This is a genomic window from Micromonospora sp. LZ37, from assembly GCF_059359015.1.
The window spans coordinates 49,251-69,001 of sequence record NZ_JCADBL010000015.1; the positions used below are offsets into that span (position 1 = coordinate 49,251).

At 73.1% G+C, this 19,751-nt stretch carries 19 protein-coding genes; 15 read left to right on the top strand and 4 right to left on the bottom strand.

Annotation, left to right across the window (positions count from 1 at the left end):
• Positions 1-32 precede the first annotated feature (32 nt).
• A complete protein-coding gene (locus AC5L3Z_RS25985; RefSeq protein WP_494845715.1) occupies positions 33-1,205 on the bottom strand; it encodes an acyl-CoA dehydrogenase family protein in 1,173 nt (390 codons plus the stop codon).
• A gap of 84 nt (positions 1,206-1,289) precedes the next feature.
• Between AC5L3Z_RS25985 and AC5L3Z_RS25990 the strand changes: the two genes are divergently transcribed.
• The 9 genes from AC5L3Z_RS25990 to AC5L3Z_RS26030 all read left to right on the top strand — a co-directional run bounded on the left by AC5L3Z_RS25990 (position 1,290) and on the right by AC5L3Z_RS26030 (position 10,195).
• Positions 1,290-1,943, top strand: a complete 654-nt coding sequence (locus tag AC5L3Z_RS25990; RefSeq protein ID WP_494845716.1) for a TetR/AcrR family transcriptional regulator C-terminal domain-containing protein — start codon at positions 1,290-1,292, stop codon at positions 1,941-1,943.
• Positions 1,944-1,988: 45 nt separating this feature from the next.
• Positions 1,989-3,431 carry an aldehyde dehydrogenase family protein gene (locus AC5L3Z_RS25995; protein WP_494845717.1) on the top strand — a complete coding sequence of 481 codons (1,443 nt, stop codon included), beginning with the start codon at positions 1,989-1,991 and terminating at the stop codon, positions 3,429-3,431.
• A complete protein-coding gene (locus AC5L3Z_RS26000) occupies positions 3,428-4,504 on the top strand; it encodes a zinc-binding dehydrogenase (protein ID WP_494845718.1) in 1,077 nt (358 codons plus the stop codon). The genes AC5L3Z_RS25995 and AC5L3Z_RS26000 overlap by 4 nt, the downstream gene beginning before the upstream one ends.
• 266 nt (positions 4,505-4,770) lie before the next feature.
• Positions 4,771-5,532, top strand: a complete 762-nt coding sequence (locus AC5L3Z_RS26005; protein ID WP_334527186.1) for an ABC transporter ATP-binding protein — start codon at positions 4,771-4,773, stop codon at positions 5,530-5,532.
• A complete protein-coding gene (locus tag AC5L3Z_RS26010; protein ID WP_494845720.1) occupies positions 5,519-6,211 on the top strand; it encodes an ABC transporter ATP-binding protein in 693 nt (230 codons plus the stop codon). The genes AC5L3Z_RS26005 and AC5L3Z_RS26010 overlap by 14 nt, the downstream gene beginning before the upstream one ends.
• A gap of 46 nt (positions 6,212-6,257) precedes the next feature.
• On the top strand, positions 6,258-7,514 hold the full coding sequence (locus AC5L3Z_RS26015; RefSeq protein ID WP_494845721.1) for an ABC transporter substrate-binding protein: 1,257 nt from the start codon (positions 6,258-6,260) through the stop codon (positions 7,512-7,514).
• Positions 7,511-8,392, top strand: coding sequence for a branched-chain amino acid ABC transporter permease (locus AC5L3Z_RS26020; protein ID WP_494845722.1), 882 nt, complete (start codon positions 7,511-7,513; stop codon positions 8,390-8,392). The genes AC5L3Z_RS26015 and AC5L3Z_RS26020 overlap by 4 nt, the downstream gene beginning before the upstream one ends.
• Positions 8,389-9,399: a branched-chain amino acid ABC transporter permease gene (locus tag AC5L3Z_RS26025; RefSeq protein ID WP_494845723.1), complete on the top strand. Its 1,011-nt coding sequence runs from the start codon at positions 8,389-8,391 to the stop codon at positions 9,397-9,399. The genes AC5L3Z_RS26020 and AC5L3Z_RS26025 overlap by 4 nt, the downstream gene beginning before the upstream one ends.
• 169 nt (positions 9,400-9,568) lie before the next feature.
• Positions 9,569-10,195 carry a transcriptional regulator gene (locus tag AC5L3Z_RS26030; RefSeq protein WP_494845725.1) on the top strand — a complete coding sequence of 209 codons (627 nt, stop codon included), beginning with the start codon at positions 9,569-9,571 and terminating at the stop codon, positions 10,193-10,195.
• A gap of 251 nt (positions 10,196-10,446) precedes the next feature.
• Here the strand turns inward: AC5L3Z_RS26030 and AC5L3Z_RS26035 are convergent, their stop codons facing one another.
• Complete coding sequence (locus AC5L3Z_RS26035) at positions 10,447-11,031, bottom strand: hypothetical protein (RefSeq protein WP_494845726.1); 585 nt, start codon at positions 11,029-11,031, stop codon at positions 10,447-10,449.
• Between the two features lie 671 nt (positions 11,032-11,702).
• On the opposite strand from AC5L3Z_RS26035, the gene AC5L3Z_RS26040 reads away from it, so the two are divergent.
• On the top strand, positions 11,703-13,268 hold the full coding sequence (locus tag AC5L3Z_RS26040) for an MFS transporter (protein ID WP_494845727.1): 1,566 nt from the start codon (positions 11,703-11,705) through the stop codon (positions 13,266-13,268).
• 11 nt (positions 13,269-13,279) lie between these two features.
• Positions 13,280-13,888 (top strand): TetR/AcrR family transcriptional regulator, encoded by a 609-nt coding sequence (locus tag AC5L3Z_RS26045; protein ID WP_494845729.1) that lies wholly within the window; start codon positions 13,280-13,282, stop codon positions 13,886-13,888.
• 48 nt (positions 13,889-13,936) lie between these two features.
• On the opposite strand, the gene AC5L3Z_RS26050 is transcribed toward AC5L3Z_RS26045, so the two are convergent.
• Entirely contained in the window at positions 13,937-15,856 is a 1,920-nt protein-coding gene (locus tag AC5L3Z_RS26050; RefSeq protein ID WP_494845730.1) for a helix-turn-helix domain-containing protein, read from the bottom strand.
• Positions 15,857-15,870: 14 nt separating this feature from the next.
• Complete coding sequence (locus AC5L3Z_RS26055) at positions 15,871-16,653, bottom strand: 3-hydroxybutyrate dehydrogenase (protein ID WP_494845731.1); 783 nt, start codon at positions 16,651-16,653, stop codon at positions 15,871-15,873.
• 259 nt (positions 16,654-16,912) lie between these two features.
• Here AC5L3Z_RS26055 and ruvC point away from each other — a divergent pair, with 259 nt between their 5' ends.
• From ruvC to yajC, 4 genes are all read left to right on the top strand, one after another.
• Positions 16,913-17,440: a crossover junction endodeoxyribonuclease RuvC gene (gene ruvC / locus AC5L3Z_RS26060; protein WP_494845733.1), complete on the top strand. Its 528-nt coding sequence runs from the start codon at positions 16,913-16,915 to the stop codon at positions 17,438-17,440.
• Positions 17,437-18,039, top strand: a complete 603-nt coding sequence (ruvA, locus tag AC5L3Z_RS26065) for a Holliday junction branch migration protein RuvA (protein WP_334527219.1) — start codon at positions 17,437-17,439, stop codon at positions 18,037-18,039. Before ruvC ends, ruvA begins: the two co-directional genes overlap by 4 nt.
• Positions 18,036-19,106: a Holliday junction branch migration DNA helicase RuvB gene (gene ruvB, locus AC5L3Z_RS26070; protein WP_494845734.1), complete on the top strand. Its 1,071-nt coding sequence runs from the start codon at positions 18,036-18,038 to the stop codon at positions 19,104-19,106. Before ruvA ends, ruvB begins: the two co-directional genes overlap by 4 nt.
• Before the next feature lie 137 nt (positions 19,107-19,243).
• Positions 19,244-19,591 carry a preprotein translocase subunit YajC gene (gene yajC, locus AC5L3Z_RS26075; protein WP_494845736.1) on the top strand — a complete coding sequence of 116 codons (348 nt, stop codon included), beginning with the start codon at positions 19,244-19,246 and terminating at the stop codon, positions 19,589-19,591.
• Positions 19,592-19,751 lie beyond the last annotated feature (160 nt).

Here is a 19,751-nt window from a genome sequence, read left to right on the forward strand (position 1 = left end):
GGTCGGCGCGTTCGCGACCGGGAACTGCCGGCTCAGGCCAGGTGGCCGCCGATCTTCGTGTAGCCGCGCAGCAGGTCCCGCGAGATGATCAGTCGCTGCATCTCGTCGGTGCCCTCGAAGATCCGGTACAGCCGGACCTGCCGGTACCAGCGTTCGATCGGCAGCTCCCGGGTGTAGCCCATCCCGCCGTGGATCTGCAGCGCCCGGTCGACCACCCGGTTGACCATGCCGGCGCCGTAGAGCTTGCCCATCGAGGAGGCGTGCCGGGGGTCCATGCCCTGGTCGACCGTCCAGGCGGAGCGCAGCACCAGCCAGCGGGCCGCCTCCAGCTCGGTCTCCGAGTCGGCGATCATCCACTGGATGGCCTGGTTGGTGCCGATCTTCGCGCCGAAGGTCTCCCGGGTGTTGGCCTGGTCGATCGCCATCTGCAGGACCCGCTCGGCGATGCCGATCGCGTGCGACGGGATGGTGTAGCGACCCTTGCCGATCCACTCCATGCCGAGCGCGAAGCCCTGGCCGATCTCGCCGAGGATGTTGCGGTGCGGCACCCGTACGCCGTCGAAGACCAGCGCGGCCGGCCCACCCTCGCCCATGGTCTGGATGAACTCCGAGCGCCAGCCCATCGACCGGTCCACCAGGAACGCCGTGGCGCCGCCGTTGCGGGCGCCCCTCTCCCGGTCGGTCACCGCCACCACGATGGCGAAGTCGGCGTCGTTGCCGTTGGTGATGAAGGTCTTCTCGCCGTCGAGGATCCAGTCGTCGCCGTCCCGGCGCGCGCTGAGCCGGATGTTGGCCGCGTCCGAGCCGGCCCCCGGCTCGGTGATCGCGAAGCAGGAGATCCGCTCGCCCTCGATGGTGGGGAGGAGGAACTCCCGCTTCTGCTCCTCGGTGGCGTGGAAGAGGATGTTGTCGGCCTCCCCGCCGAAGCGGAACGGGACGAAGGTGCGGCCCAGCTCCGTCCAGATCAGCGACTGCATGACGGCGGGCAGGTCCATCCCGCCGTACTCCTCGGGGGTGGCCAGCCCCCAGAAGCCGAACTTCCGCGCCTTCTGTTGCAGCTCGCGCAGCTCGTCGCGGGTCACGCCCGGCTGGTGGGCCCGCTCGCGGCGCAGCACCTCCTGCTCCAGCGGCAGCACCTCGCGGGTGATGAACGACCGGGCGGTGTCCCGGACCGCCCGCTCCTCGTCGGTCAGTGAGAAGTCCATGCTGGTCCCTTCCGCCGTCGTGGTGCCGTCCCGGTTAAACTAGCGGTGTTAGTTTTCCGCCGTCCAGACCCGCGAGGAGCCGACGTGCCCCGACCCCGGCAACCGGTGCTCACCCGGGAACGGATCGTCACCGCCGCCCTGGCGCTGATCGACGCCGAGGGGCTGGCCGCGTTCTCCACCCGCCGGCTCGCCGCCGCGCTCGGCGTCCAGGGCCCCTCGCTCTACCACCACTTCGCCAACCGCGACGCGATCCTCGACGCGGTCGCCGACAGCGTCACCGCCGCCGTGGACACCAGTTTCTTCGCCCGCCACGAGTGGCGGGAGGCGCTGCGCCGGTGGGCCTGGTCGTACCGGGCGGCGCTCACCGCGCACCCGAACGTCGTTCCCCACCTGGCCCAGGGCCCGGGGCGGCGACCGGCCGCGCTGGCCATGGCGGACGCGGTCTACGGCGCCCTGGTCAAGGCCGGCTGGCCGCCGGCCCGGGCCACCCACGTCGGCGCGGCGATGCGCTACTTCGTCGCCGGGTCGGCGCTGGGCTCGTTCGCCCGCGGCTTCGTCGAGGATCCCGAGCTGTACGCCGCCCACTACCCGCATCTGCGCCAGGCCCACCGCCTCGCCGAGCACCAGCGGAGCGTGGACGAAGGTGCGTTCGCGCTCGGTCTGGACGCGCTGCTGCACGGGTTGGCCGCCGAGCACGCCCGGACCGCGGGTCTGGAGCCGGCCGGGCCGGCGCGGTAGCGTCGAAAACTCCCAGCGCTAGTCTCCTCACCCCCGAAGGACGACATGGATCTCGCCGCCGCGCCACCCGCGCTCCTGGTCCGCCGGCACCTGCACATCGGCGGCGCCTGGGTCGACCCGTCCGACGGCGAGCGCATCGCCGTGGAGAACCCGGCCACCGGGGAGATCGTCGGGCAGGTGCCGGCCGGCGCCCCGGCCGACGTCGACCGGGCCGTCGCCGCCGCCCGGGCCGCCCTCCCCGGCTGGGCGGCGACCGACCCGGCCGACCGCTCCGCCCACCTCGACCGGCTGCACGCCGCGCTGACCGCCCGCGCCGACGAGATCGCCCGGACCATCGCGCTCGAACTCGGCACCCCGCTCAAGCTGGCCGCCCGGGTGCAGACCGGCCTGCCGCTGACCGTGCTGCGCAGCTGCGTCGAGCTGGCCGCCCGGCCGCCGGCCGAGGAGACGATCGGCAACTCCCTCGTGGTCCGCGAACCGGTCGGCGTGGTCGGCGCGATCACCCCGTGGAACTACCCGCTGCACCAGGTCGTCGCGAAGCTCGCCCCCGCCCTGGCCGCCGGCTGCACGGTGGTGCTCAAGCCCAGCGAGCTCACGCCGCTGGCCGCGTACCTGCTCTTCGACGCGGTCACCGAGGCCGGGCTGCCGGCCGGTGTGGTCAACCTCGTCCCCGGCACCGGGCCGGTGGTCGGCGAGGCGCTCGCCGCCCATCCCGACGTGGACCTGGTCTCGTTCACCGGCTCCACCGCCACCGGCCGCCGGATCGCCCACCTCGCCGCCGACCGGATCGCCCGGGTCGCCCTCGAACTGGGCGGCAAGTCGGCCAACCTGATCCTGGCCGACGCCGACCTCGCCACCGCGGTCAAGGTCGGGGTGGGCAACGCCCTGCTCAACTCCGGGCAGACCTGCACCGCCTGGACCCGGATGCTGGTCCACCGCGACCGGTACGACGAGGCGCTGGACCTCGCCGCCCGTGCCGTCGCCGCCTACCGGCTCGGCGACCCGTTCGACCCGGCGACCCGGCTCGGCCCGCTGGTCTCCGCCGCGCAGGCCGAACGGGTCCGCGGCTTCGTGGACCGGGCGCTGGCCGACGGGGCCCGCCTGGTCGCCGGTGGCCCCGACGCCCCGCTGCCGGCGCGCGGGCACTTCGTCGCCCCCACCGTCCTCGCCGACGTGCATCCGGACAGTGAGCTGGCCCAGGAGGAGGTCTTCGGCCCGGTGCTCGCGGTCATCGGATTCGCCGACACCGACGAGGCGGTCGCCATCGCCAACAACTCCCGCTACGGCCTCGCCGGCGCGGTCTGGTCCGCCGACACCGAGCGGGCGGTCGCCGTCGCCCGGCGGCTGCGCACCGGCCAGGTGGACGTCAACGGCGGCGCTTTCAACCCGCTCGCCCCGTTCGGCGGCTACCGGCAGTCCGGCCTCGGCCGGGAGCTGGGCGGGTACGGCATCGACGAGTTCACCGAGCTCAAGGCGATCCAGCGATGAGGGCGCTGGTGGCCCGGGGCCCCGGCCTGCCGCTCCGCGTCGAGCAGGTGCGCCTGCCCCCGCCCGGCCCGGGCGAGCTGCGGGTCCGGGTCCGGGCCGCCGGGGTCTGCCACTCCGACCTGTCCATGGTGAACGGCACCCTCGCCCCGGCGTACCCGCTGGTGCTCGGCCACGAGGCGGCCGGCGTGGTGGTCGAGTCCGGGCCCGGCGCCCGGATGCCGGTGGGCACCCAGGTGGTGCTGAACTGGGCGCCGGCCTGCCGGGCGTGCTGGTTCTGCCGACACGACGAGCCGTGGCTCTGCGCCGCCAACACCGCCCCCGCCCTGCCCCGGGGCGAGACCGCCGACGGCACGCCGCTGCACGTCACCCTCGGGCTCGGCGCGTTCGCCGAGGAGGTGGTGGTCTCCGCGGCGGCCGTCGTCCCGGTGCCCGTCGACCTGCCCCCGGAGTGGGCCGCCCTGCTCGGCTGCGCGGTGCTCACCGGCACCGGCGCGGTCCGCAACACCGCCCGGGTCGCCGCCGGCCAGTCGGTCGCGGTGATCGGGCTCGGTGGGGTCGGCCTGTCGGTGCTCACCGCCGCCCGGGCCGCCGGCGCGGCGCCGATCGTCGCGATCGACGTGGCCGAGGCGAAGCGGGACCTCGCCCTCGCCGCCGGCGCCACCGAGTTCCTGCTCCCCGACGACCGGCTGTCGAAGCGGGTCCGGGCGCTCACCGAGGGCCGCGGCGTCGACCACGCCTTCGAGTGCGTGGGCCGGGCCGCCACCATCCACACGGCGTGGCGGCTGACCCGGCGCGGGGGAGCGGTCACCGTGGTCGGCATGGGCGGCCGGGACGACCCGCTCAGCCTCGCCGCCGCGGACATCTTCCACTCCGCCCGGACGCTGCGCTCCTCGGTGTACGGCTCGTCCGATCCGGACCGGGAGGTGCCCGCGCTGGCGCGGCAGGTGGGCGACGGGACGCTGGACCTGGCCCCGCTGATCAGCGGCCTGGTCCCGCTCGACGACGCCCCGGCGGCCTTCGACCGGCTGGCCCGGGGCGAGGGCGCCCGCTGGGTGGTCACCTTCCCCGACTGACGCCCGCGCCGCCGCGGCCGACCTCGGCAGGTGGGCCGACCACATGGGAGCGGTCGCGGACCCCACCCTGTTCACCATCGTCGATCCCGCACCGCCGTCCGGGTGGGAGGGGACATGTCCGTCGCCCCCGCGTGGACCGGAGGGAAAGTGTGGGGAACCGACATGGCTCGACTCCGGCCGTGCCCCGTAGGTTTCCTCCACGCGACGACCCTGTGACCCCGGTCACCGACCCCGGTCGTCGCCGCTGACGTGCGGAGGATGAGGCGATGGCCGGGCAAGCGCTCCTGTCGGCCCGCGGGCTGAGCCGCGACTTCCGGGGCTTCCGGGCCGTCGACCAGGTCGACCTGGACATCGCGCCGGAGAGCGTGCACGCCCTGGTCGGCCCGAACGGTGCCGGCAAGACCACCCTGTTCAACCTGCTCACCGGCTTCCTGCCGCCGACCGCCGGGCGGATCGAGCTGGCGGGTCGGGACATCACCGGGCTGCCCCCGGAGCGGGTGGCCCGGCTCGGCGTGGCCCGCTCGTTCCAGATCACCAGCCTCTTCCCGCAGCTGTCCGCGCGGGAGCACGTGGAGCTGGCGTTGCAGAGCCCGAGCGGGCTCGGCTGGCGGTTCTGGCGCTCGGCGAAGCTGATGGGCCGCTACCGGGACCGGGCCGACGAGCTGCTCGACATGGTCGGGCTCGCCGCGCTCGCCGAGGCCCCCGCCGAGGCCCTCGCCTACGGGCGCAAGCGCGCCCTGGAACTGGCCATCGCCCTCGCCCTGGACCCGAAGGTGCTGCTGCTCGACGAGCCGACCGCCGGGATGGGGCTGGAGGACGTCGACCGCACCGTCGAACTGGTCGCCCGGGTCCGCGCCGGCCGGACCGTGGTGATGGTCGAGCACAACATGAGCGTCGTCGGCCGGCTCGCCGACACCGTCACCGTGCTCCAGGCCGGCAAGGTGCTGGTCGAGGGGCCCTACGAGCAGGTCCGCGCCGACGAGCGGGTCATCACCGCCTACCTGGGAGCCGCTGATGCTGCGCATTGAGAACCTCTCCGCCTGGTACGGCGAGGCGCAGGTGCTGCGGGAGGTGAGTCTGGACGTCGCCGCCGGCGAGGTGGTCACCCTGGTCGGCCGCAACGGCGCCGGCAAGTCCACGCTGCTGCGCTGCGTGATGGGCCTGCACCCCGGCCGGCGCGGCACGGTGGAGCTGGACGGCCGGGACATCGGCCGGCTGCCGGCGTACAAGCGGGCGCGGCTCGGGCTCGGCTGGGTCCCCGACGACCGCGGCGCGTACGCCACCCTGACCGTCACCGAGAACCTCACCCTGCCGCCCCGGGTCGGCCCCGACCCGTGGCCGCTGGAGCGGGTGTACGAGGCGTTCCCCGCCCTCTGGGAGCGCCGCGACTCGGCGGCGACCATGCTCTCCGGCGGCGAGCAGCAGATGCTCGCGCTGGCCCGGGTGCTGCGGATGGGCGCCCGGCTGCTGCTCTGCGACGAGCCCACCGAGGGGCTCTCCCCACTGCTCGTGCAGCAGGTCGGTGACCTGCTGCGGGAGGCCAAGAAGCACGGGGTGACCGTGCTGCTGGTCGAGCAGAACCTGCACTTCGCCACCGGCGTCGCCGACCGGCACTACCTGCTGGCCGAGGGGCGCGTCGTGGAGGCGATGGCCAACTCCGAGGTGCGCTCCCGGGAGCGCGAGCTGCTGGCGTACCTCGGGATCTGAATCATTTCGACGGCTGACCCGCGCGGTGCCCGCGCGGATGAAGGGGATGGACATGCGTAGGAGCGTGGGTGTGGCCGCCGCGTCGGCGGCGGTGGTCTTCGCGGCCGGTTGCGGCGGCGGTGGTCCGCAGTCCGGCGGCGACCAGAAGCTGACCGGCGACAAGATCGTCCTCGGAGTGCTCAACGACCAGTCCGGGGCCTACTCGGAGCTGTCCGGGAAGAACTCGGTGAAGGCCGTCGAGATGGCCATCGCCGACTTCAAGGCCCGGCACGGCGACAAGGCGGTGACCAAGGACGTCACCGTGGAGACCGTCGACCACCAGAACAAGCCCGACGTCGCCAACAGCAAGGCCGCCGAGATGTACGACCGCAAGGGCGTCGACCTCATCCTCGACGTGCCGACCTCCTCGGCCGCCCTGAAGGTCGCCGACGTGGCGAAGGAGAAGAAGAAGCTCTACTTCAACATCGGCGCGGCGACCACCGACCTGACCGGCAAGAGCTGCAACAAGTACACGTTCCACTACGCGTACGACACGTACATGCTGGCCAACGGCACCGGAAAGACCACCACCGAGCAGATCGGCAAGAACTGGTACATCCTCTACCCGAACTACGCCTTCGGCCAGGACATGGAGAAGAGCTTCTCCGCGGCCATCACCGCCGCCGGCGGGAAGGTCGTCGGCAAGGACGGCGCGCCGTTCCCGAACACCAGCGGGGACTTCTCCACGTTCCTGCTCAAGGCTCCGACGTTGACCCCGAAGCCGGAGGTGCTCGGCACCATGCAGGCCGGCGCCGAGCTGGTCAACGTGGTCAAGCAGTACAACGAGTTCAAGCTCCGGGACAAGGGCGTCGGGCTGGCCGTCGGCCTGATGTTCCTCACCGATATCCACTCGCTCACCCCGGCCGCGCTCGCCGGCACCACCTACACCGACGCCTGGTACTGGAACTTCGACCAGCAGAACCGGGAGTTCGCCGACCGGTTCCAGAAGGAGACCGGCACCCGGCCCACCTTCGCGCACGCGGCCAACTACTCCGCCGCCACCCAGTACCTGGAGGCCGTGCAGGCCGCCGGCACCGACGACGCCGACACCGTCGTCAAGGGGCTGGAGGGCAAGGAGGTCAACGACGTCTTCCTGCGCAACGGCAAGATCCGCGCCGAGGACCACCGGGTGGTGCACGACGCCTACCTGGCCCAGGTGAAGCCGCAGGCCGAGGTCTCCGAGCCGTGGGACTACGTCAAGGTGCTCAAGACCATCCCGGCCGCGGAGGCGTTCCGCGCCCCCTCCCCGGACTGCAAGCTGTGACCGGCTTCCTCCAGAACACGTTCAACGGGTTGGTGAGCGGGGCGTTCTACGCCCTGCTCGCCCTCGGGCTCGCGGTCATCTTCGGCATGCTGCGGGTGGTGAACTTCGCCCACGGAGCGTTCTACATGCTCGGCGCGTTCGGGGCGTACGTGCTGCTCACCGAGGCGGGCGTGCCGTTCTGGGCGGCGCTGGTGATCATGCCGGTGGGGCTGGCCCTGCTCGGCATGGCGCTGGAACGGGCGGTCATCCACCGGCTCACCCGGCTCGACCCGCTGTACAACTTCCTGCTCACCTTCGGCCTGACGCTGATCCTGCAGGACCTGGTGAAGACCCGCTACGGCGTGCAGTCCAGCCCGTACGCCACCCCGTCGGCGCTGAGCGGTTCGGTCGACTTCGGAATCTTCGAGTTCCCCACCTACCGGGTGTTCATCCTGGGCTTCGCGGTGCTGCTCTGCGTCACCGTGTGGTGGGTGCTCAGCCGGACCCGGATCGGCATGGTGGTCCGGGCGGCCACCGAGCGACCCGAGCTGACCCGGGCCTTCGGCATCGACGTCGGACGCTGGGTCACGCCGGTCTTCGGCTTCGGCATCGGACTGGCCGGGCTCGCCGGGGTGCTCGCCGCGCCGATGCGGGCGGTCAACCCGCTGATGGGCGCCGACCTGATCATCGTGGTCTTCGCGGTGGTGGTGATCGGCGGCCTCGGCTCGATCTTCGGGTCGGTCGCCGCCGGCTTCGGCATCGGCCTGGTCCAGGCGTGGGGCGAGGCGTACCTCTCCGACTTCCCGATCGTGTCGCAGACGATCGTCTTCATCGTGATGGCCGTCGTGCTGCTCTGGCGGCCGGCCGGGCTGTTCGGCCGTGAGGAGGCACCGGCATGACCGCAGTGGTGGACACCGAGGCCGCTCCCGGGCCGGCCCGGTCAGGGCTGGTCGCCGTCGCCCGCGCCCCCGGCTGGGTGCGCTACGCGCTGCTCGCCGCCGGCCTGCTCGCCGCGTTCTGGCTGCCCAACGGGCTCTACCCGGCGGTGGCGGTGGACATCCTCTGCTGGGCGCTCTTCGCCGTCGCGGTGGACCTGCTGCTCGGCTTCACCGGGCTGATGTCCTTCGGGCACGCCGCGTTCTGGGGCACCTCCGCGTACGTCACCGGGCTGGTGGCGATCCACGCCGGCCTGCCGTTCCCGCTCGCCGTACTGGCCGGGGCGCTCGCGGCGGCGGTGCTCGCGGTGCCGATCGGCTACCTCGCGGTGAAGCGGACCGGCATCTACTTCGCGATGGTGACCCTGGCGTTCGCGCAGATGGTCTACTACGTGGCCAACGAGTGGCGCTCGGTCACCCGGGGCGAGAACGGCCTGCAGGGCGTGCCGCGCGAGCTGTTCGGCCTGGATCTGACCGACGACTACTACTTCTACTACGCGATCCTGCCGATCGTGCTGCTCGGGCTCGCCGCCGCCTGGCGGATCGTGCACTCGCCCTTCGGCCGGGTGCTGGTGGGCATCCGGGACAACCCGGCCCGCGCGCGGGCGCTCGGCTACCCGGTGCACCGCTACAAGCTCACCGCGTTCGTGCTCTCCGGCTTCATCGCGGGACTCGGTGGTGGGCTCTTCGCCGTCGGCCACCGCTTCGTCTCCCTGGACGTGCTGCACTGGACCACCTCCGGCAAGGCGGTCATCGTGGTGGTGCTCGGCGGCATCGGCACCCTCTGGGGCGGCGTGCTCGGCGCGGCCATCGTGGTCCGGCTGGAGGACTGGCTGTCGTTCTCCGGATTCGAGTCCATCGGCCTGGTCACCGGCGGTATCTTCGTCCTCGTCGTGCTGCTGTTCCGGCGCGGCGTGTGGGGCAGCGTCGCCGCGCTCGCGCTCCGCTGGATGGCCGCCCGGCGCAGATGAATTCCCGCGGCGCTGCATCCGAACCGCGCCGTCCCGACGAACCCCCTGGTAGGTGAACGCATACCTGGGGGTACGTCTGGTGCTGACAGAACCTGTGCCGGCCGGGCCGACGCCGGCCGACCCGATGTCGGCCGAGGCGCAGCCGGCTGGACCGATGTCGGCTGGACCGATGTCGGTCGAGGTCGTCGAGGCGGGCCGCAAGCGGCTCGGCGCGGCAGCCGAGGACCTCGACGCCAACCAGGTCGCCGCGCTGGTGCTGGAGCTGGCCGCCGAAGCCAGCGTGGCGGCCGTCTGGCAGCAGGTCTGCGTACCGCTGCTGGGCGCCTTCCACGGGCGGAGCGCCGCCGAGATCGCCATTGAGCACGCCCTCTCCGAGGGGGTGCGGATCGGCCTGGACGTGCACGGCCGGGAACGCGGTCGGCAGCTGCCGCCGGACGGCGTGCTGCTCGCCGGCGCGGAACACGAGGCGCACTGCCTCGGGCTGCACGCCCTCGCCGCCGCGCTGCGCGAACAGGGCCGGGGCTGCCTGCTGCTCGGGCCGGCACTGCCCTGGGCCGCCCTCGCCTCCGCCGTGGCCCGGGCCCGTCCGCACACCGTCCTGGTCTGGTCGCAGAGCCCGCACACCGGCCGCGCGCACCGCCTGGTCCGCTTCGGCCGGGACCTGCCGGGGGTACGCGTCTTCGGTGCCGGCCCGGGCTGGATCGAACCCATCCCGCCACCCTCGGTCCGCCTCACCACCTTCGCCGCCGCCCTCACCGTCTGCCGCACCCCACCCCGCCTGACCCACCCCACCTGACCCACCCCGGCCCGGCGTTAGCACCCCACCCCGGCCCGGCTCGTCAGCGCGTGCGTCGATCATGAAGTTGGCGCCGGTGTGGATCTCTGTACCTGCCACCAACTTCATGATCAGCATGGTGTGGTGGAGGTTTGGGGAGAGTTGTTGTCGTCCTAGCGACAACAACTGTTCACGATCCGGTTGGCGGGTGGGCAGACGGCGCTGGCCGGCACCCCAGGTTCGGGTGCCGGCCAGCGGTCGGTTCGTGTGCGTCAGTTCCAGTGCTTGGCGACGAGGTCGGCGGCCTGCTGCTCCCACTGTGCGTAGTGGAAGGGGTAGGCCGAGACCTGCACGGTCTGGGCGGCCTCGGTCAGCGGCATGTCCTGCCACCCGTCGACCTGCTTCAGACCCTTCAGGAAGGCGAGGGTCGAGTACTCCGGGTCGGTGATCTGCTCGACCGTGCCCCAACCCGAGCTCGGGCGCTGCTGGAACAGGCCCTGCGAGTCGTGGTCGTTGCGCTCACCCAGGTGACCCAGGTTCTCCAGCTTCGACTCCTGCAGCGCCGTGGCGATCGCCACGACGGCGGCGCGCTCGTCCATGTCGGCCTTCTTCGTCGCGGCGATGATCGCCTTGACATTCTTGGTCTGCTCGTCGCCGAGGTCGATGTGCGACTGCTTGCCCTGCACACCGTGCGGGATCAGCTTGCTCTTGTCGGCCTTGTCGGCCTGCACCACGGCGACGGCCTTGGCCTCGACCGGGGCGGCGTGGGCCTCGGTCACCGGGCCGGCGAAGATGCCACCGGCGAAGGCCAGACCCGCGATGCTCAGCATGCTCTTACGCAGAATGTTCGTGTTCATCAGAGAAGCTCCATTCGGGGGTTGGCGACGCGTCCCAATGGGGGTCGGAACACGACGCAAGCACCACGATCAGGCGCCCAAAGATCAGAGGAAAAGAAAGTCTTCGACCGGCGGGCCAGCAAGCCGGGGGGCTCGCGGCACCGGGACTGTGTGTAACGACTACCGGCCGGGTGTCATTCCGCCCGACGGGCGGAGGCTCTCGCTCGTGCCGGGGATGTAACGACCACCGGCCTGCCGTCATTCCGCCAAGGGGCGGGGCTGCTCGTGCGATCGTCCAGGGGATGTAACGACCGGGGACCTGCGGTCATTCCGCCGGGGGACGGGTCCATCGGGCGGCAGCGCAAGTCACCGACTGCTGCGGTCGTACGGGAGATGTAACGACCCCGGCCCCGCCACGATTCCAGCCTGAGCGTGCCGTCGGTCACCGCGAACCACCCGTGGCGGGTACATCCGGACATTGGACCCACGGGGGCCGCGCCTGCGGAAACGGACACCTCGCGCGAAGAAGCCGAGGTGACGCAAGGCCGCGGGAAGCCGACCGGAGGTGACGGCCGCCACATACGATACGAGCCGGTTCCGTATCGGAATCGGGGGCCGTACGCTCAGCACATTACGAGTCTGCTCCGTATCGTATTTCGCGACGCGGGTGAGCCGGGGGGAGAACCGGACGCATGGAACCGCACGAGAACACCGGGCATCCGAGGCGCTGGGCGATCCTCGGCGTGCTGGTGATCAGCCTGCTGGTGGTCGTCCTCGACAACACCATCCTCAACGTGGCGCTGCGGACCCTCGCCGACCCGGTGCACGGCCTCGGCGCCACCCAGGGTGAGCTGGAGTGGTCCATCAACTCCTACACGCTCGTCTTCGCCGGGCTGCTCTTCACCTTCGGCGTGCTCGGCGACCGCTCCGGGCGGCGCCGGTTCCTGCTGATCGGGCTGGTCCTCTTCGGACTGTCGTCCCTGCTCTCGGCGTACGCGCAGAGCCCCGGCCAGCTGATCGCGGCCCGCGCCCTGATGGGGGTCGGCGGCGCGGCGATCATGCCGGTGACCCTGTCGATCATCTCGAACGTCTTCGACCCGCGTGAGCGGGGCCGGGCGATCGGCGTCTGGGCCGGCGCGGTCGGGCTCGCGGTCGCCATCGGCCCGATCCTCGGTGGCGCGCTGCTGGAGCACTACTGGTGGGGCTCGGTCTTCCTGATCAACGTGCCGGTGGTGGCGCTCGGCGTGGTGCTGGTCGCGCTGCTGGTGCCCGAGTCGCGCGATCCCTCCCCGGGCCGGGTCGACCTGCTCGGCGTGCTGCTCTCGGTCGTCGGCCTGGTGGCCCTGACCTACGGCATCATCGACGGCGGCGAGCACGGCTTCGACCGTCCGGTGGTCTGGGCCGCCGTCGGCGGCGGCCTCGCGGTGCTGGCCTGGTTCGTCCTGCACGAGCTGCGCAGCGACCACCCGTCGCTGGACGTCCGGCTGTTCCGGGTGCCGCGCTTCGCGGCGCCGGTGGCGATGGTCGGTCTCATCTTCTTCGCCGCCATGGGCGTGATGTTCTTCAGCTCGTTCTACCTGCAACTGGTCCGGGACTACAGCCCGCTGCAGACCGGCCTGCTCTTCCTGCCCTTCGCGGGCGCGCAGCTGATCTTCGCCCCGCGCAGCGCGGCGATGGTCCGCCGGTACGGGGGCCGGGCCGTCTCCGTGGTCGGCCTCGTGCTGACCGTCGCCGCCCTCGGCGCCTTCGTCTTCGTCGACGCCACCACCCCGATCTGGGTGGTGCTGGTCTTCTTCTTCCTCCAGGGCGCCGGCATGGCCAACATCATGCCGCCGGCCACCGAGTCGATCATGTCCGCGCTGCCCCGGGAGAAGGCGGGCGTGGGCTCCGCGGTCAGCAACACGGTGCGCCAGGTGGCCGGCGCGCTCGGGGTGGCCGTCCTGGGCTCGATCCTCTCCGCCGTCTACCGGGCCGACGTCGCCGCCGCCGTCGACCGCCTGCCGCCGCCGGCCCGCGAGGCGGCCACCGAGTCCGTCTCCGGCGCGTACGCCGCGGCGGGTCAGCTTGGTCCGGCGGGGCCGCAGCTGATCGCGGCGGCCAACGACGCCTTCGTCTCGGCCATGCACTGGGCGGCGGCCTTCGCCACGGTGGTGGCCGCCCTCGGCATCCTGGTGGTGCTGCGGTGGATGCCCGGCCGGGACGCCGCCGACCCCGTCGCCCCGGCGGTGGGCGAGCCCGAACTGGCCGGCACCGCCTGACCTCGGCGACAATGTCCGACGTGACTTCCACCGCCGACGCCCCGCGGTCGCCCGGCCGGCCGCGGAGCGTCCGCGCCGACGAGGCGATCATCGAGGCCACCCTCGACCTGCTCGCCGAGGGCAGCACCGTCGAAGCCCTCTCGATCGAGGCGATCGCCACCCGGGCCGGCGTCGGCAAGGCGACCATCTACCGTCGCTGGTCCGGCAAGGACGCGCTGCTGCTGGACGCGCTGCGCCGGCTCAAGGGCGTGCAGCCGCAGCCGGCCGGCCACTCCGTCCGGGACGACCTGGTGCTGCTGGTCGGGGCGGTGGGGCGCAACATCGACCCGCGCGCGGCCCGGATCATGCCCTGCCTCGTGCCGGAGGTGAACCGCAGCCCGGACCACTACCAGCTCTACCAGAACATCATCGAGCCCCGCCGGAAACTGATGCGCGAGGTGCTCCAGCGCGGCATCCGCGACGGCGAACTCCGGGCCGACCTCGACGTCGAGGTGGCGATGGCGCTGCTCACCGGGCCGATGCTGATGCAGCGGATGCTGCGCTGGCACCCCGAGCTGGACGACCAACTCCTTCCCGAGCGGGTCGTCGACGGCGTGCTGGACGGCATCCGGGCCCGCTGACGCTCGGCCCGCCGACGCTCGGCCCGCTGACGCTCGGCCCGCCGGCGCTCAGCCCGCCGACGTGCGCAGCCGGTGCAGGCGCAGCGCCAGCTGCACCTCCAACGCCCGCTCCGGCTTCTGCCAGTCCGCGCCGAGCAGCTGACCGACCCGTTCCAGCCGCTGGGTCACCGTGTTGACGTGCACGTGCAGCTGCTCGGCGGCCCGGGCCAGGCTGCCGCCCACCCCGAAGTACGCCTCCAACGTCCTCACCAGCGCGGTGCCGCGCCGGGCGTCGTAGTCGACCACCGGCCCGACCGTCGCGGACAGGAACCGGGCGACGTCCTGCTCGCCCTGGTCACCGACGGTGCCGAGGAGCAGCCCGACGAAGCCCAGCTCGGCGGTGCTGGCCCCCTGGCCGGCCCGGCCCAGCGCACCCAGCGCGGTCAGGCAGCGGTCCGCCTCGGTGAACGTGGTGGCCAGCGCCGCCGGCCCCGACGCCGGACCGCTCGCCCCGGCGGTCACCGGGCGGCCGGTCACCCGGGACAGGTCCCGGGCCACCGCGCGGGCGCTGCCACCGGCGTCCCGGCCCGGCAGCATCAGCACCACCCGACCGTCGCGGGCCGCGGCCAGTCCGCCGCGGGTCGAGGCGTACGTGGTGGCCCAGGAGAGCACCCGCTGCCGGGCGGACCCGGTCGCGGCGATCGCGTCCTCGCCGACCGCCACGAGCACGTGCGGGGCGTTCAGGTCGACCCCGAGCCGGCGGGCCCGGCTGCGCAGCGCGTCGGTGTCGCGCAGCGGCCGGGCGATCAGGTCGTCGAGCAGCTCGCCCCGGACCCGCCCCTCGGCCTCGGCGACGGTCCGCCGGAACAGCAGCAGCAGCGCGGTCACCAGCGCCGCCCGCTCCAGGATCCGCTGGTCGGCGTCGACCAGCTCGTCGTCCGGGCGCAGCACCAGCGCGCCCAGGTTCTCCGCCCCGGCCACCACCGCGGCGTACCAGAGCGCGCCGCGCCGTACGCTGCGTCCCTCGGTGCGCGAGGCCGCCACCGCCTCCACCAGGTCCGCCCGGTCCGGCTCGCCGATCTCACCGACCCGGGCCAGCAGCCGACCCTCGGCGTCCAGCGCCAGCAGCGCCCCGCCCAGCACCTCGGTGACCGCCGCGGCGACGTCCTCCATGCCGCCGCCGCGCAGCACCAGCGCGGTCATCCGGTCGTGCGCCGCCGCGGCCCGCTCCACCGAGGTGCTGTGCGCCCGGATGGTGGTGTTGGCCGCGGAGAGCTCGGCCAGCGCCGAGCGGGTCTCGGCCAGCAGCCGGGCGGTGTCGATCGCCACCGCCGCGTGCGCGGCCAGGGACACCAGCAGCGACACCTCCTCGCGGGCGAACGGCCGGGCCGACCGGTTCGCCGCGTAGAGCACCCCGATCACGCTCGACCCGAGCCGCAGCGGCACCCCGAGGATCGCCACCAGGCCCTCCTCACCGACCCCGGCGTCGATGTCGCCGGTGTGGTGGAAGCGCTCGTCCTCCTGGTAGTTCGCGGTGACGTACGGGGTGCCCGACTGGGCCACCAGGCCGCCCAGCCCGTCGCCCATCTCCAGCCGCAGGCGCTGGAACTTCGCCGAGATCGAACCGTCGGTCACCCGCATGTAGGTGTCGCCGCGCTCGTCGTCGTTGAGGGTCATGTAGGCCACGTCGGCGCCGAGCAGGTGCCGGGCGCGGTGCACGATGGCGCGCAGCACGTCGTCCAGGTCGCGCAGGCCGGCCAGGTCGCTGGCCGTGTCGTACAGGCCGGAGAGCTCGGTCTCCCGGCGGCGGCGCCGCTCCAGCAGTCCGCGCACCCGCAGCGCGACGAGCTTGGCCTGCTCCAGCTCGGCCAGCCGGTCGGGGGGCAGCCCGGCGGCCCGCGCGGCCACCAACGGGCCCTCGAACTCGACCGCCGCCGCCTCCCGGGCGAGCAGCTCCAGAAACTCGACCGGCGACGACATGAGGCTCATTGTGCGGGCAGCCACTAGTTCGCCGTCCAGCCCCCGTCGAGGGCGATCGAGGCGCCGGTGATGAAGGCCGCGGGCGGGGAGCAGAGGTACGCCAGCAGCTCGGCGACCTCCTCCGGCTCGATCAGCCGCTTGATCGCGGCCCGGGCCAGCATGATCTTCTCGATCACCTCGTCCTCGCCGATGCCGTGGGTGGCGGCCTGGTCGGCGATCTGGGCCTCCACCAGCGCGGTGCGCACGTACGCCGGGTTGATGCAGTTGGCGGTGACGCCGTGCGCGGCGCCCTCCAGCGCGACCACCTTGGAGAGCCCCTCCAGGGCGTGCTTGGCCGACACGTACGCCACCTTGTACGGCGAGGCGCGCAGCCCGTGCACCGAGGAGATGTTGACGATCCGGCCCCAGCCCTGGGCGTACATGTGCGGCAGCGCCCGCCGGATGATCTGGAACGGCGCCTCCACCATCACCTTGTGCAGGTGGGAGAAGCGCTCGGTGGGGAAGTCCTGCACCGGCGCGACGTGCTGGAGCCCGGCGTTGTTGACCACGATGTCCACGTCCGCGTCGAGCCGCTGCACCGCGGCCAGGTCGGACAGGTCCACCCCCTCGGCCCGGGCGCCGGCCTCGGCGGCCACCGCCTTGGCCGCCTCGACGTTGCGGTCCACCACCAGCACCGCCGCACCGGCCGCGGCCAACCGCAGCGCGCAGGCCCGGCCGATGCCGCTGCCACCACCGGTCACCAGGGCGCTACGACCGGAGAGGTCGACGCGTACGACGTGGGGGACCGCCACGGGTTCTGCCGTCATGGCGCAAGAAGTTACGAGCTGTGTGGCCGGCGGCACATGGGGCGGCGACACATACTCGACCGCCGGTCTGTGTGGGAGCACCCGGACCGGCCGGTGTCACCGTGGACGGCCGCAGCGGGTCCACCAGCGTGCGGCGGGCGGTGTGGCCGGCGGCACGCGCCGCGCCGGCAGGGCCCGGCGTGTCCCCCGGGGCGGCGTGCCGGGCCGACCAGTAGGGTGTCGAACACACGTACTGCTGGCGGCTGGGGGAGGAGGCGGCGTGCGGGTGCTCGGCGTCGACCCGGGGCTGACCCGGTGCGGAGTCGGCGTGGTCGAGGGCGTGCCGGGGAGGCCCTGCACCCTGGTCGCCTACTACGTCGTCTACACCGACCCGGCCGACGACCTGCCGCTGCGCCTGCTGCACCTGGACCGGTCGCTCACCGACCTGGTCGCCGAGCACCGGCCGGACGCCGTCGCCGTCGAGCGGGTCTTCAGCCAGCACAACGTTCGCACGGTGATGGGCACCGCCCAGGCCAGCGGGATCGCCGTGCTCGCCGGGGCGCGCGCCGGGCTGCCGGTGCAGACCTACACGCCGAGCGAGGTGAAGGCGGCGGTGACCGGTTCCGGTCAGGCCGACAAGAAGCAGATGACCAGCATGGTGACCCGCCTGCTGCGGCTGCCCGAGCCACCCAGACCGGCCGACGCGGCCGACGCACTCGCCCTGGCCATCTGCCACATCTGGCGGGGCGGCACCCGCTCGAAGCTCGCCGCCGCGGCCGAGCGGGTACGACGAGGAGGAGCACGATGATCGCCAGCGTGCGCGGCACGGTGACCGCGACCGGCCCGGACCACGCGGTGGTGGAGGTGGGCGGGATCGGCCTGGCGGTGCAGTGCGCCCCGGGCACGCTCGCCGACCTGCGGGTCGGTCAGCCGGCCCGGCTCGCCACCAGCCTGGTCGTGCGGGAGGACTCCCTCACCCTCTACGGCTTCGCCGACGACGACGCCAAGCAGCTCTTCGAGCTGCTCCAGACGGCCAGCGGGGTGGGTCCCCGGCTGGCCCAGGCGGTGCTCGCCGTGCACACCCCGGACGCGGTCCGCAAGGCCATCGCCAACGCCGACACGGCCGCGCTGACGCGGGTGCCGGGCATCGGCAAGAAGGGCGCCGAACGACTGGTCCTGGAGCTGCGCGACCGGATCGGCCCGGTGCCCGTCGGCGCCGACGGCGCGGCCGGGATCACCGCCGGCGCCTGGCCCGAGCAGGTCCGCCAGGCGCTGGTCGGGCTCGGCTGGACGGCCGGGCAGGCCGACCAGGCGGTGGCGGCGGTCGCGGAGACCGTCGACGGACCGACCCCGCCCGTGCCCGTCCTGCTGAAGCAGGCGATCCGACTGCTGGGCCGCACCCGATGACGGCTCCGGACGGCGGTCTGGTCTCGGCGTACGTCAGCGACGCGGAGCTGGACGCGGAGGCCAGCGTCCGGCCGAAGCGGCTGGCGGAGTTCATCGCCCAGCACCGGGTCCGCGACCAGCTCGACCTGCTGTTGCAGGGCGCGATGCGGCGCGGCTCCCCGCCGGACCACATCCTCCTGTCAGGGCCGCCAGGCCTCGGGAAGACGACGCTCGCCAACATCGTCGCCGCGGAGCTGGGCGCCGGCATCCGGGTGACCAGCGGCCCGGCGATCGAGCGCTCCGGCGACCTGGCGGCGATCCTGACCAGCCTGGCCGAGGGCGACGTGCTCTTCATCGACGAGATCCACCGGATCGCCAAGCCGGCGGAGGAGCTGCTCTACAGCGCGATGGAGGACTTCCGGGTCGACGTGGTGGTCGGCAAGGGTCCCGGCGCGACCGCCATCCCGCTGGACGTCGAGCCGTTCACCCTGGTCGGCGCGACCACCCGGTCCGGCCTGCTGACCGGCCCGATGCGGGACCGGTTCGGCTTCGTCGCGCACCTGGACTTCTACGCCCCGGCCGACCTGGAGGCGCTGCTGCACCGGTCGGCGCGGATCCTCGGCGTGCCGATCACCGACGACGGGGCGGTGGAGATCGCCGGCCGATCCCGGGGCACGCCCCGGATCGCCAACCGGCTGCTGCGCCGGGTCCGCGACTTCGCCGAGGTCCGGGCGGACGGCGTGGTCAACCTGGAGACCGCCCGCGCCGCCCTGACGGTGTACGACGTCGACGCGCTCGGCCTGGACCGGCTGGACCGGGCGGTGCTGACCGCGCTGGTCGACTCGTTCCGGGGCGGGCCGGTCGGCCTCTCCACCCTGGCGGTGGCGGTGGGGGAGCAGCCGGACACGGTGGAGGAGGTCTGCGAGCCCTTCCTGGTCCGGGCCGGTCTGCTGGCGCGTACCCCGCGGGGACGGGTGGCCACGGAGGCTGCCTGGCGTCACCTGGGTCGCACGCCACCAAATGGTACATTTGGCACGGAGGTGGCTTCGGTGCCCGATCTGTTCTCCGGTACGCCGGATCAGCCGTGATCCGAACGTGATCTGTACCGCATTCGGCGTTCTCAGGTGCAGGGATTAGACTCGCCGCGGTCTGTACAGGACGTGAGAATCTGCCTCCGCTCCGGCACATCATGCCGAATCGGAGGCCAATGGGAAGGTCACACACCGTGCTTTACGCAGCAGCGGGCGGCGGGGGAGCCGGCGGTCTCACGCCGATCCTCATGATCGCCCTGCTCTTCGGCGTCATGTACTTCATGATGATCCGGCCGCAGCAGAAGCGTCGCAAGGAGGCGGAGGCGATGCAGTCCGCGCTCGCCCCGGGCGACGAGGTGGTCACCATCGGCGGGCTCTACGGCACGGTCACCGGCGTGGCCGACGACACCGTGCTGCTGGAGGTGGCCCCCGGCGTGCAGACCCGCTACGCCCGGCCGGCCATCGCCCGGGTGGTCACCCAGGCCCCGCGCGCCGAGTCGACCGAGCCGGTCACCGAGGACGCCGACGCCGTCAAGGAGTAGGAGCCGGGTCCCGGCCTCGTCCGTGAGGTCGGTGTCCGACAGGACGACAACAACTGGATAGCTGGACCGGCCGCCTCGGCCGGCACGCCTCCGTACCGACCGGCGCCCGCGCCGGCGGCGACAGACCGTGCCGGACCGTGGGCGCCGGTCCGTGGAGAGC

Bases quoted from the DNA above. Each gene is read 5' to 3' on its own strand.
- AC5L3Z_RS25985 (WP_494845715.1), bottom strand. From the start codon at position 1,205: ATGGACTTCTCACTGACCGACGAGGAGCGGGCGGTCCGGGACACCGCC.
- AC5L3Z_RS25995 (WP_494845717.1), top strand. From the start codon at position 1,989: ATGGATCTCGCCGCCGCGCCACCCGCGCTCCTGGTCCGCCGGCACCTG.
- AC5L3Z_RS26000 (WP_494845718.1), top strand. From the start codon at position 3,428: ATGAGGGCGCTGGTGGCCCGGGGCCCCGGCCTGCCGCTCCGCGTCGAG.
- AC5L3Z_RS26005 (WP_334527186.1), top strand. From the start codon at position 4,771: ATGGCCGGGCAAGCGCTCCTGTCGGCCCGCGGGCTGAGCCGCGACTTC.
- AC5L3Z_RS26010 (WP_494845720.1), top strand. From the start codon at position 5,519: ATGCTGCGCATTGAGAACCTCTCCGCCTGGTACGGCGAGGCGCAGGTG.
- AC5L3Z_RS26015 (WP_494845721.1), top strand. From the start codon at position 6,258: ATGGACATGCGTAGGAGCGTGGGTGTGGCCGCCGCGTCGGCGGCGGTG.
- AC5L3Z_RS26025 (WP_494845723.1), top strand. From the start codon at position 8,389: ATGACCGCAGTGGTGGACACCGAGGCCGCTCCCGGGCCGGCCCGGTCA.
- AC5L3Z_RS26030 (WP_494845725.1), top strand. From the start codon at position 9,569: ATGTCGGTCGAGGTCGTCGAGGCGGGCCGCAAGCGGCTCGGCGCGGCA.
- AC5L3Z_RS26035 (WP_494845726.1), bottom strand. From the start codon at position 11,031: ATGAACACGAACATTCTGCGTAAGAGCATGCTGAGCATCGCGGGTCTG.
- AC5L3Z_RS26040 (WP_494845727.1), top strand. From the start codon at position 11,703: ATGGAACCGCACGAGAACACCGGGCATCCGAGGCGCTGGGCGATCCTC.
- AC5L3Z_RS26045 (WP_494845729.1), top strand. From the start codon at position 13,280: ATGTCCGACGTGACTTCCACCGCCGACGCCCCGCGGTCGCCCGGCCGG.
- AC5L3Z_RS26050 (WP_494845730.1), bottom strand. From the start codon at position 15,856: ATGAGCCTCATGTCGTCGCCGGTCGAGTTTCTGGAGCTGCTCGCCCGG.
- AC5L3Z_RS26055 (WP_494845731.1), bottom strand. From the start codon at position 16,653: ATGACGGCAGAACCCGTGGCGGTCCCCCACGTCGTACGCGTCGACCTC.
- ruvA (WP_334527219.1), top strand. From the start codon at position 17,437: ATGATCGCCAGCGTGCGCGGCACGGTGACCGCGACCGGCCCGGACCAC.
- ruvB (WP_494845734.1), top strand. From the start codon at position 18,036: ATGACGGCTCCGGACGGCGGTCTGGTCTCGGCGTACGTCAGCGACGCG.